This is a genomic window from Paraburkholderia caribensis (genome assembly GCF_002902945.1).
In the GTDB taxonomy this organism is placed as follows: Bacteria; Pseudomonadota; Gammaproteobacteria; order Burkholderiales; family Burkholderiaceae; genus Paraburkholderia; species Paraburkholderia caribensis.
Window position 1 is genome coordinate 1,404,775 of the sequence record NZ_CP026101.1, and the last position, 12,022, is coordinate 1,416,796.

A 12,022-nucleotide genomic window follows, 5' to 3' on the forward strand; every position below is an offset into this window, starting at 1 on the left:
GTCGACAGGCGCGCTGCCTGAAGGCATGCGTGCCGGCGCTCACTGCGATGGTGCAACGTACGGCGGCGTCGCGAGCGAACCGTTCGGGCCGCCGAACGTGAAACCGGGCGTCTCGGTAACGTTCTGCATGGCGCGATTCGTGTAGCCGGTATCAGCCGGCTGGCTGGTCTTCGTCACGGGCGTCTTGCGCGGCGTGACGATTTTCTCGATGTCGGCGATGCGCTGCGTTGTCGTGCCGTTGCCTGCGCCCAGATTTTGTGCGCGGCGATACGCCTGATCCGCCATGCGCAGATAGAGGTCGCCGAGATTCTCGTACGCGAGGCCGTAGCCGGGGCTCGCCTTGACGGCCGTTTCCAGCGCGGCGCGCGCTTCCGTATAGCGGCCCTGCTTCGCGTAGAGCGCAGCGAGGTTGTTGTACGGTTCGGGCAGTTCGGGGAATGTCTCGGTGAGTTCAGTGAATGCGGCGATCGCTTCGTCGTCGCGGTTCAGACGCGCAAGCACGGTGGCGCGCTTGAACTTGGCTTGCGCGTCGCGCGGATTCGTCGCGATGCGCGCATCGAGCTGCGTGAGCGCGGCCGTCCAGTTCTTCTGCTGGATCGACGCGTCGGCGTCGGGTGTCGCGTCGCGCACGGCCGGACCGTGTGCGACGGTCGGCGTTTTCTGCGCGAAGGCGGGCGCGGCAGGCAGGACCATGAGGGCGAGGCCGCAGCAGGTCGCGCCCGCTGCCGTGCTCAGCGCCGCGAGCAAACCCGGACGGGCACCCGCACGGAACGAGATGCCGGAAATCGGGCGTAGCGTCGAGCGGAGCGCCGTCGCGAAGAGGGGCGTGGCGCCTCGCGCGCGGCCGCTGGAGTGTTTCATAGGCTCAGGTCGGGATGTTATACTCCGACCCATTCTAACAAAAGGTCTGCGCGTTCCGTCGAACCACAGACTGTCTTTTCGCCACTCGTGGTCGTCTCCGCCTTGACGTCAGCCTGATCCCGCGCCGTTGCGCGACGGCTGTCAGTCATGCCGCACCGCCCGTGTTCGTACAGCATGCAGTTGCATGATTGCTTCGGGCGCGGTATGAACGAAGACCAAGCGGATTTCTTTCGGCCCACGCATCGTCTCTATGGAATCTCTGCGCATTTACAACACGCTCGCGCGTGACAAGCAAAATTTCGTGCCGCTTCATGAAGGCGAAGTGCGTATGTATGTCTGCGGGATGACGGTGTACGACTACTGTCACGTGGGCCATGCGCGGGTGATGGTCGTATTCGACATCGTGCAGCGCTGGCTGCGCACGCTCGGCTACAAGGTCACCTACGTGCGCAATATCACCGACATCGAAGACAAGATCATTCGTCGCGCAGTCGAGAACGGCGAGTCGATCCGCGCGCTGACGGACCGCTTCATCGCGGCGCTGCACGAGGATGCGGACGCGCTCGGCATCGAGCGGCCCGATCTCGAGCCGCGCGCGACGGACTTCATTCCGCAGATGCTCGGCATGATCGAGAAGCTCGAGCAGAACGGCTACGCGTATCAGGCCGCCGACGGCGACGTGAACTACGCGGTGCGCAAGTTCGCGAACTATGGCGCGCTGTCGGGCAAGTCGCTCGAGGACCTGCGCGCGGGCGAGCGCGTCGCCGCCAACGACGCGAAGCAGGACCCGCTCGACTTCGTGCTGTGGAAGCAGTCGAAGCCCGACGAGCCCGCCGACACCGGTTGGGATTCGAAGTACGGGCGCGGCCGTCCTGGCTGGCACATCGAGTGCTCGGCGATGGGCTGCACGCTGCTCGGCGAACATTTCGACATTCATGGCGGCGGCCAGGACCTGCAGTTTCCGCACCACGAAAACGAAATCGCGCAAAGTGAAGGCGCGACACATCAAACCTTCGTCAATTACTGGATGCACAACGGCTACGTGCAGATCGACAATGAGAAGATGTCGAAGTCGCTCGGCAACTTCTTCACGATCCGCGAGGTGCTCGCGAAGTACGATGCCGAAGTCGTGCGGTTCTTCATTGCGCGCGCGCATTACCGCTCGCCGCTGAACTACAGCGACACGCATCTCGACGATGCGCGCAGCGCGCTTGCGCGTCTGTATACCGCGCTGAAGGACACGCCGCCGGAAGCGGGCGAGATCGACTGGGACGAAGCGCACGCGCAGCGTTTTCGCGCGGCGATGAACGACGACTTCAATACGCCTGTTGCCGTGTCGGTGCTGTTCGAGCTGGCGAGCGAAGTGAACCGCACGCGTGATGCCGCGCTGGCCCGTCAGTTGCACGGTCTGGCGCTGGTGCTCGGATTGCTCAGGCGCGAACCGCGCGCCTATTTGCAGCAGGCGGCGGGCAGCGAAAGCGAGGGTGCGCTCGATGTCGCAGCGATCGAATCGAAGATCGCCGCGCGCGTCGCCGCAAAGCAGGCAAAGGACTACGCCGAGGCAGACCGGATCCGCAAGGAATTGCTGGATGCCGGTGTTGCGCTCGAAGACAAACCGGGCGGGTTGACCGAGTGGCGGCGCGTTTGAGCGCACCTCGCACTTCCCACTGATCGACTCGCCAGGCAGGAGGCAGGATGGCAACGGCCACGAAGACGCCGGCTAAACGGGCCACGTCTCAATCAAACGCGGCAGCTAAGGTAAAGGCAGTACGGGCGCGAAGCGGCGCAGCGAAGGTGGCGGTGAAATCGGCGTCGGCGAAAGGCGCCAAGGCGGGTTTGCATGGCCCGCGCAAAACGACGGGTTCGCACGGCGCGCTGGCAAAGCAGTCGTCGTCCCGACACCTGCCCAACGGCGCGGACCTGCCCGAAGCAACCGCTGTGAAGCCGTCGCGCGCGCGGGCCGCGCACGCGAAGGGCAACGGGTCGCTGCCAGCGGAACTCGCAGGCGATCTGCAGGAGCTCGCGCACGAAACCCGCGAGGGCGAAACGGTGCGCAAGCTGCGCGCGGCCGTGCCGTCGGCGGAAAGCGAACAGGCCGTGCAGGGCGACCCGCAGTCGTCCGTCGTCACGCGTCCGGCGTATTGGGACAAGGCCTGTGCCGATCTCGTCAAGCGCGACCGCATTCTGAAGAAGCTCATCCCGAAGTTCGGTCCCGTGCATCTGTCGAGCCGCGCCGATCCGTTCGTCACGCTCGCGCGCTCGGTGATCGGCCAGCAGATTTCCGTCGCGTCCGCGCAGTCGATGTGGCAGCGCATCGTCGCCGCCTGTCCGAAGCTCGTGCCGCAACAGATCATCAAGCTCGGCCAGGACAATCTGATGAGCTGCGGCGTCTCGAAGCGCAAGGCCGAGTACATTCTCGATCTCGCGCATCACTTCGTCTCGGGTGCATTACACGTCGGCAAGTGGACGTCGATGGAAGACGAGGACGTGATCGCCGAACTGACGCAGATTCGCGGCATCAGCCGCTGGACGGCCGAAATGTTCCTGATTTTCGATCTGTCGCGTCCGGACGTGCTGCCGCTCGACGACCCGAATCTGATCCACGCGATCAGCCAGAACTATTTCAGCGGTGAGCCGGTGACGCGCAGCGAAGCGCGTGAAGTCGCCGCGAACTGGGAGCCGTGGCGCACCGTCGCGACCTGGTACATGTGGCGCAGCCTCGATCCCGCGCCGGCCGGCGGCTGAAGCGAAGCATTGAAGCAAGAAGGCAAAAACCGTCGGAATCTATCGATTTGGTAAAATTGATAGATTCGAGACGGTTTTGACATGGGCGCGCGCGGTTAGAATACGCGCTGCCGGTAAGTCGAAGGATTAAAAACCAATGAAGACCACCTTTCTGGATTTCGAGCAGCCGATCGCGGAGCTCGAAGCGAAAATCGAAGAATTGCGCTTCGTGCAGGACGATTCGGCCGTCGATATTTCGGAAGAGATCGAGCGGCTGTCGAAGAAAAGCCAGCAGCTCACGAAAGATCTGTATACCAACCTGACGCCGTGGCAGGTTTCGCAGATTGCGCGTCATCCGCAGCGTCCGTACACGCAGGACTACATCAACGAACTGTTCACCGATTTCCACGAACTGCATGGCGACCGCTCGTATGCGGACGACCTGTCGATCGTCGGCGGCCTCGCGCGTTTCAACGGCCAGCCGTGCATGGTGATCGGTCATCAGAAGGGCCGCGACACGAAAGAGCGCGCGCTGCGCAATTTCGGCATGCCGCGCCCCGAAGGCTATCGCAAGGCTGAACGTCTGATGCGTCTCGCCGAGAAGTTCGGCCTGCCGCTCTTCACGTTCATCGACACGCCGGGCGCGTATCCCGGCATCGGCGCGGAAGAACGCGGCCAGTCCGAAGCGATCGGCCGCAATCTGTATGTGATGGCCGAATTGAAGACGCCCATCATCTCGACGATCATCGGCGAAGGCGGTTCGGGCGGCGCATTGGCCGTCGCCGTCGCGGATAGCGTGCTGATGCTGCAGTTCTCGACGTACTCGGTGATCTCGCCGGAAGGCTGCGCGTCGATTCTGTGGAAGAGCGCCGCGAAAGCGCCGGAAGCGGCGGAAGCGCTGGGCTTGACTGCACATCGGCTGAAGGCGCTGAACCTGATCGACAAGATCGTGAATGAGCCGCTCGGCGGCGCGCATCGCGATCCGAAGGGCATGGCGGCGTTGCTGCGCCGCGCGCTCGCCGATTCGCTGCGCCAGTTCCAGGGCATGAGCACGAACGATCTGCGTCAACGCCGCTTTGAACGCCTGATGGCCTACGGCAAGTTCAAGGAAACGACGCCGGGCGCGTAAGCCTTGCGTTCTCTTTCGAAGGCGCCTTGCGTACCGCAAGCGCCGTCACACCGTGACTCCCTCCGCTGACACGCCCGCCGACCGCCTCGTTCTCGATGCGGTCGGCGTTGCGTTTGCTGCCTTGCCCGACGATGCGCGCATCGCGATTGCGTTTAGCGGCGGCGTCGATTCGACGGTGTTGCTCGATGCCGCAGTGCGTGTCGCTGGTGCGTCGCGCTGCCTCGCGTTTCATGTTCATCACGGTCTGAGCGCCAATGCCGACGCATGGCTTGCCCATTGCGACGCGTTTGCGCGGGAACGCAGTGTCGAGTTTGCGTCGCTTCATGTCGACGTATCACGCGCGAGCGGTCTGAGCCTCGAAGCCACGGCGCGCGACGCGCGTTATCGTGCGCTCGATGCGCTTTGCGCGCAGCATGACGTGCGCACGCTGTGGCTCGCGCAGCATGCCGACGATCAGGCGGAGACCGTGCTGCTGCAACTGCTGCGCGGAGCAGGGCTTGCGGGGCTGGCGGCGATGGCGCCGGAATATCTGCCGTCCGGCGCGTCCGTTCCAAGGGTGCGTCCGCTGCTGCATCTGCTGCGCGCGCAACTGGAGCAATACGCACACGCGCGCGATCTGCGCTGGATCGACGACGAGTCGAACACCGACACGCGCTACGCGCGAAACGCGCTGCGTCACGATGTGCTGCCGTCGCTCGCCGTCCATTTTCCGGGCTTCCGCGATGCGCTCGCCCGCACGGCGGCGCACGCGGCTTCGGCGCAGCGCCTGCTCGACGAGCTTGCGCGCATCGATCTGCAAACGGCTCGTGGCGAAGAAGAGGGCGCATTGTCGCGCGACGCGCTGCTCGCGCTCGACGACGATCGCGCGGCGAATCTGCTGCGTTACTGGATGCGCACGCTCGCCTTGCCCGCTGCATCGACTGCGCGTCTGACGGATGCGCTGCGGCAGTTGCGCGCGATCGGCGATGCACACAGCTTGCGAGTCGATCACGCCGGCCAGGCATTGCGCAGCTATCGCGGGCAGGTCTATTGGGAAGCGGGCGACAGCGCCGATCCCGCCGACGAAACGGCACTCGTCGAACGCGCCGAAAGCGTGCTCGTATGGCAAGGGCAAAGCGTGTGGCGTTTGCCGCAGTGGCGCGGCACGTTTGTGTTCGGCGATGCGAGCGCCGATTCGCCCGACGCGATTCCCGCCGATGCGCTCACGCGCGCGCCGCTCATTGCGCGCTCGCGCCGCGGCGGCGAACGGCTGCGCTGCGTCGCGAACGGCCCGAGCCGCACGTTGAAGAATCTGTTTCAGGAGCGCGGCGTGCCGTCGTGGAAGCGCGACGTGCCATTGCTTTTCGCCGGTGACGCACTGCTGTTCGTGCCGCTGATCGGCGTCAACCGCGCCGCGCGCTTCGACCCGGCTCAGCCTGCGGGCGCGCGTTACATCCGGATCGACTGGCGCGAGGATCTGACGCTCGCGTAACGCGCGCGTTAGGCGCGCATTCCGTTTGACGGACCTCCGCGTCGCCCGCGGCCGACGCCCGACCGGCCGGACGGACATTGTCATGCGCGCGCAACAATCGCCGCAAATCCTTCTACGACAAGCATTTGCAACGGCCTTTGCCCGGATTGCGGCTTGTCTTTTTATTGCCGATCAGGTAGGGTAACTTGTTTGCCCGACTCGCTTTTTGTCGTGTTACCTGGCTGTTCTTACGCGGACATCCGGGGCGCGCTCCAAGCCGTTAGCCACCCCGTTAGCGTCCGTCAGCCCTGTTTACCGGCAGGTTTCGGCAGGGCCGGAAAAAAGCAAACCCGGCAAATCCGCGCGTACCCTACGCACGCTGCATCTGCGCCGCCACACTGCGCCGTCGTTCCCGAACGTTGTGCCCTGTGCTTTCATGTGCGGCCGTCTCCAGCGCGCCCGGCGCGCGCCGGTTGGCGTATCAGTTTCCCTTCAGTTCAGAACGACAATGGCACTCATCGTACACAAATACGGCGGCACATCGATGGGCTCGGTCGAGCGCATCAAGAACGTCGCGAAGCGCGTCGCGAAATGGCACAAGGCAGGCCACAAGATGGTCGTCGTGCCTTCGGCGATGTCCGGCGAAACGAACCGCCTGCTGGGTCTCGCGAAAGAGATTTCGCCCCAGCCCAGCCCGCGCGAACTCGACATGATCGCGTCGACGGGCGAACAGGTCAGCGTCGGCCTGCTGTCCATCGCGCTGCATGACGCAGGCGTCGATGCCGTCAGCTATACCGGCTGGCAAGTGCCCGTCAAAACGGATAGCGCATTCACGAAAGCGCGTATCAGCGACATCGACGGCGAACGCGTGCTGCGCGATCTCGACGAAGGCAAGGTCGTCGTCATCACGGGCTTCCAGGGCATCGACCCCGAAGGCCACATCACGACGCTCGGCCGTGGCGGCTCGGACACGTCGGCCGTCGCGGTTGCCGCGGCACTGAAAGCGGACGAATGCCTGATCTATACGGACGTCGACGGCGTGTACACGACGGACCCGCGCGTGGTCGAAGAAGCGCGCCGTCTGGATCGCGTGACGTTCGAGGAAATGCTGGAAATGGCCAGCCTCGGTTCGAAGGTGCTGCAGATCCGCTCGGTGGAATTCGCCGGCAAATATCAGGTGAAGACGCGCGTGCTGTCCAGCCTGACCGATCCGCTGATGTCGCTCGACGAAGAAATGAAGTCGGGCACCCTGATTACTTTTGAAGAAGACGAAACCATGGAAAAAGCAGTCATCTCGGGAATCGCGTTTCAGCGTGACGAAGCCCGTATCGCCGTGATGGGTGTGCCCGACAAGCCGGGCATCGCATATCAGATCCTCGGCCCGGTTGCCGATGCGAATATCGATGTCGACATGATCATCCAGAACCAGAGCGTCGAAGGCAAAACGGCGTTCACGTTCACGGTCGGTCGCGGCGATTATCAGCGCGCCATGGAGATCCTCACGAACCAGGTGAAGGGTCACGTGAGTGCGGAGCAGGTGCTTGGCGATCCGAAGGTGTCGAAGGTGTCGGTGGTCGGCGTCGGCATGCGTTCGCACGTGGGCATCGCAAGCAAGATGTTCCGCACGTTGTCGGAAGAGGGCATCAACATTCAGATGATCTCGACGTCGGAAATCAAGATCTCGGTGCTGATCGACGAGAAGTACATGGAGCTCGCCGTGCGCGCGCTGCATAAGGCATTCGAACTCGACCAGGCGTGATGTGCACGACATGTCCGTTCGCTGCGGCGAAGGGCATGTGTGTGAAGGTTGGTGAAGGTGAAGCGGGTGTTGTTGCGCCGGGTCTTTGAGATGTCATCGAAATGACGTTTCAGGCACAAAAAGTGTGAAGTAAAAATTGACCTGGGCCTTCGAACCCGCTATTATCTTGGCTTCGTTGCGCTGCCTCCCTGGCGCAAGCGAAAGTTTGGGAGACGTGGCCGAGAGGTCGAAGGCACTCCCCTGCTAAGGGAGCATCTGGGCCAAAACCTGGATCGAGGGTTCGAATCCCTCCGTCTCCGCCAGAAATGGCGGTGGAACCCCGTAGAGCTGCGGCTCTGCGGGGTTTTGTTTTTTGCGCGCCTGTTTCATTTGCCTGCGTGATTTTCTCCGTTCAGGCTCAACTTTTCATTCCATTGCCCGTAAACATCGGTATTGGTGAATTGCGTTCGCGATGAATGCGCCATTCACGCGATTTACGTGGGATGTCTTTTTGTTTGGGATAACCAAACGAACTGTCTGCCGTTTGCAAATCGCAAAGAAACCGACAAAGAGCGCGCGAAATGTGCGTGCACGCAACAGTGCAAGCGCTGGGCATATCACCAAATACCATCGCATGTAACAGTACGTTACGAAGCGCCTTGCGACGCGAAGTTATGCATCAGTTATTACAAAGTTGAAATACGCGTTAAGCGTCGCTTTGTTATATTCGAATCAAGCAGTCGATAAACACAACTCCCGCAAAGAAAGGTGAAACCATGAAGTCCACGCGTCTTATCCCGTTGATCGCTGGCGTGCTCGCGATTAGCGCGTCGAGTGCGGCGATGGCTGGGGGACTGAACGTCGGTGTCAACATCGGTATTCCCGCTCCCGTTTACGTCGCGCCGGCGCCTGTGTATGCGCCTCCGCCGCCCCCGCCGCCGCCCGTCGTGTATCAGCCGTATCAGCCGGTGCCCGTCGTGGCTGGACCTGCCATCGTGATCGGCTGGCACGGCGATCGTTACTGGGATGGCCGCCGCTACTGGGGCCGCGACGACTACTATCGTCATCACGGCGGCTACGATCGTGGCCATGGTCACGACCACTGGGACAACGGCCGTCACAACGGCTGGCATTGATCCCGCACTGGGTCGCATGCGCCCAACAAAAAACCGCCCCGAGGGGCGGTTTTTTTTCTGGTTGCACGCGCAACGACGCGTGCACGCGCATCAGCGCGCGTGCTTACTCGGCGACGGCGGCCATCCCGCCGACCACGGCGCTGAAGCCGCTATCGACGTGCATGATCTCAGCCGTCACGCCGGCAGCGAGATCCGACATCAGGAATGCGGCTGCATTGCCGACCTGTTCGATCGTGACATTGCGCTTGAGCGGCGCATTGCCCTCGACGAAATCCAGAATCTTGCCGAAGCCCTTGATGCCGCTTGCCGCGAGCGTCTTGATCGGGCCTGCCGAAATGCCGTTCACGCGAATGCCCTTGCCGCCCAGCGACACGGCGAGATAACGCACGCTCGCTTCGAGCGATGCCTTCGCGAGGCCCATCGTGTTGTAGTTCGGGATGGCTTTTTCTGCGCCGAGGTACGACAGCGTGAGCAGCGCCGCGTCGTTCGACAGCATGGGCAGCGCAGCCTTCGCGAGAGCGGGGAAGCTGTAGGCGGAGATGTCGTGCGCGATGCGGAAGTTTTCGCGCGTCATGCCGTCGAGGAAATCGCCGGCGATCGCTTCGCGCGGCGCGAAGCCGATCGAATGAACGAGGCCGTCGAGGCTGTCCCAGTGTGTTTTCAGCGACGTGAACAGCGCGTCGATTTGCGCATCGTCGGCGACGTCGCACGGGAAGATCAGATTGCTGCCGAATTCGTTCGCGAATTCGGTGATGCGATCCTTGAAGCGGTCGCCGACATACGTGAACGCGAGTTCTGCGCCTTCGCGCTTGCAGGCCTGCGCGATACCGTACGCGATCGAACGGTTCGACAGCAGGCCCGTCAGCAAGATTCGTTTACCAGCGAGGATGCCCATGGATTCTCCTAATGAGGTCAGTGCGCCGCGATGACAGAGTGCGGGAACGCGCGGGATTTTGGGTAGAATTCTCTCACATTGCAACTGCCCACCGACCAACAAGGCACCTATGACCGCAGGCACGCGACGGGTTGAAGCGCCACGCCGGAGATGGCGCACTCTGATTCGTCCGCTGTTGCGTTCCCTCCCGCGTATCCGTTGCGATGCGACGCCGCGCGCCGTGCTCGCCGCGTGTGTCGCCTCGCTGCTCGCCTTGTCGTCCGTGACGGCGCAGCATGCGCAGGCAGCGTATGCGATCGCGCAGTACGGCAATCCGAAGTATCCGCCCGGCTTCAAGCACTTCGACTACGTCAATCCCGACGCCCCGCGCGGCGGCACGCTGGTGCTCGCGAATCCCGACCGCTCGACCAGCTTCGACAAGTTCAATCCGTTCACGATGCGCGGCAGCGCGGCGCCCGGCATCGGCCTGCTGTTCGAGAGCCTGACGACGGGCAGCGCCGACGAAGTCGCGTCCGCCTACGGCCTGCTGGCAGACGACGTCGCCGTCGCGCCGGACGGCCTGTCCACGACTTTCCACATCAATCCGCGCGCGCGTTTTTCGAACGGCGATCCTGTCACGGCCGAAGACGTGAAGTTCTCGTTCGATACGTTGAAGAGCCCGCAGGCCGCGCCGCAATTCGCCGCGTATTTCGCAGAGATCGCGCGCGTCGTGATCGTCGATCCGGCGACGGTGCGCTTCGAATTCAAGCAGCACGATCGCGAGTTGCCACTGCTCGCGGGCGGCATGCCCGTGTTCTCGCGCAAGTGGGGCATGAAGCCGGACGGCCGCCGCACGGCGTTCGACCAGCTCGCGTTCGAAAAGCCGATCGGCAGCGGGCCGTATCTGATCGAGAGCTACGACAACGGCCGCACGATTACGTATAAGCGCGATCCGAAGTACTGGGGCGACAAGCTGCCCGTGCGCGTCGGCATGTATAACTTCGAGCGTATCAACTACAAGCTCTACTCGGATACGACGGCGCGCCTCGAAGCGTTCAAGGCGGGCGAATACGATGCGCTCGTCGAGTACGTCGCGCGTAACTGGGTGCGCCGCGACGTGGGCAAGAGATTCGACAGCGGCGAACTGATCAAGCGCGAGTTTCCGCAACATAACGGCACAGGGATGCAGGGCTTCATCCTGAACCAGCGCCGGCCGCTTTTCTCGGACGTGCGCGTGCGCAAGGCGCTCGATCTCGCGCTCGACTTCCAGTGGCTCAACCGGCAACTGTTTTACAGCCAGTACAGGCGGATCGACAGCTACTTCGTCAATACGGATCTGCAAGCTAAAGGTCTGCCGTCGCCGGGCGAACTGAAACTGCTCGAACCATGGCGCGCGCAGCTCGAGCCGGGCGTGTTCGGCGTGCCGCCGAAACAACCCGACACGGACCCGCCCGGTTCGTTGCGCGCGAATCTGCTCGAAGCGCGCGCGCTGCTCGCGCAGGCCGGTTGGACGTATCGCGACGGCGCGTTGCGCAACGCGAAGGGCGAGCCGTTCGTGTTCGAGATACTCGACGACTCGGGCTCGTCGTCTACGTTCGACCCGGTCTACGCCACCTACATCCGCAATCTGAAGAAGCTCGGTATCGATGCGCGCACGCGTACGGCGGACTTCGCGGTGTACCAGAAGCGCCTCGACGCGTTCGATTTCGACGTCACGACCATCCGTTTTCCCGACGTGCAAGTGCCGGGCGCGGACATGATCGACCGGTTCGGCAGCAAGGCTGCGGGCGAACCGGGCTCGGGCAATCTGATCGGGTTGAAATCGCCCGCCGTCGACGCGATCCTGCGCGCGCTGGTCGGCGCGCAAACCCGCGAACAACTCGTCGATGCCACGCACGCGCTCGATCGCGTGCTGATCAATGGTTACTACATGGTCCCGCACTGGTACAGCGCGACGCATCGCGTGGCGTTCAAGCGCGGCATGGCGTGGCCGTCGACCTTGCCGCTGTACTATACGGCGGAGGGATGGATCACCTCGATGTGGTGGTTCGCCACGCCGCAATGAGCGCGCTGACCGCGTACCCCAACATGTACTTCTGATTCTGGACGG

The 12,022-nt window shown here is 63.1% G+C and carries 9 protein-coding genes and 1 tRNA gene; 8 read left to right on the top strand and 2 right to left on the bottom strand.

Annotated features, from left to right (window positions below; translation table 11 throughout):
* Positions 1–39: 39 nt before the first annotated feature.
* Positions 40–861, bottom strand: coding sequence for a tetratricopeptide repeat protein (locus C2L66_RS06225; RefSeq protein WP_054934428.1), 822 nt, complete (start codon positions 859–861; stop codon positions 40–42).
* Positions 862–1,111: 250 nt separating this feature from the next.
* On the opposite strand from C2L66_RS06225, the gene cysS reads away from it, so the two are divergent.
* The 7 genes from cysS to C2L66_RS06260 all read left to right on the top strand — a co-directional run bounded on the left by cysS (position 1,112) and on the right by C2L66_RS06260 (position 9,038).
* On the top strand, positions 1,112–2,509 hold the full coding sequence (gene cysS, locus C2L66_RS06230) for a cysteine--tRNA ligase (RefSeq protein WP_060601333.1): 1,398 nt from the start codon (positions 1,112–1,114) through the stop codon (positions 2,507–2,509).
* Positions 2,510–2,556: 47 nt separating this feature from the next.
* A complete protein-coding gene (locus C2L66_RS06235) occupies positions 2,557–3,606 on the top strand; it encodes a DNA-3-methyladenine glycosylase family protein (protein ID WP_060601330.1) in 1,050 nt (349 codons plus the stop codon).
* Between the two features lie 136 nt (positions 3,607–3,742).
* Complete coding sequence (locus tag C2L66_RS06240; protein ID WP_054934431.1) at positions 3,743–4,714, top strand: acetyl-CoA carboxylase carboxyltransferase subunit alpha; 972 nt, start codon at positions 3,743–3,745, stop codon at positions 4,712–4,714.
* A gap of 52 nt (positions 4,715–4,766) precedes the next feature.
* Positions 4,767–6,185, top strand: a complete 1,419-nt coding sequence (gene tilS, locus C2L66_RS06245; RefSeq protein ID WP_060601326.1) for a tRNA lysidine(34) synthetase TilS — start codon at positions 4,767–4,769, stop codon at positions 6,183–6,185.
* A gap of 487 nt (positions 6,186–6,672) precedes the next feature.
* Positions 6,673–7,923 carry an aspartate kinase gene (locus C2L66_RS06250; RefSeq protein ID WP_054934434.1) on the top strand — a complete coding sequence of 417 codons (1,251 nt, stop codon included), beginning with the start codon at positions 6,673–6,675 and terminating at the stop codon, positions 7,921–7,923.
* A 208-nt stretch (positions 7,924–8,131) separates the two neighbouring features.
* Positions 8,132–8,225: transfer RNA gene (locus tag C2L66_RS06255), tRNA-Ser, on the top strand.
* Between the two features lie 453 nt (positions 8,226–8,678).
* Positions 8,679–9,038 (top strand): hypothetical protein, encoded by a 360-nt coding sequence (locus tag C2L66_RS06260; protein ID WP_054934435.1) that lies wholly within the window; start codon positions 8,679–8,681, stop codon positions 9,036–9,038.
* A gap of 103 nt (positions 9,039–9,141) precedes the next feature.
* Here C2L66_RS06260 and fabI read toward each other — a convergent pair whose 3' ends face one another.
* Entirely contained in the window at positions 9,142–9,933 is a 792-nt protein-coding gene (gene fabI, locus C2L66_RS06265) for an enoyl-ACP reductase FabI (protein ID WP_035990752.1), read from the bottom strand.
* A 109-nt stretch (positions 9,934–10,042) separates the two neighbouring features.
* On the opposite strand from fabI, the gene C2L66_RS06270 reads away from it, so the two are divergent.
* Positions 10,043–11,977: an extracellular solute-binding protein gene (locus C2L66_RS06270; protein WP_060601324.1), complete on the top strand. Its 1,935-nt coding sequence runs from the start codon at positions 10,043–10,045 to the stop codon at positions 11,975–11,977.
* Positions 11,978–12,022 lie beyond the last annotated feature (45 nt).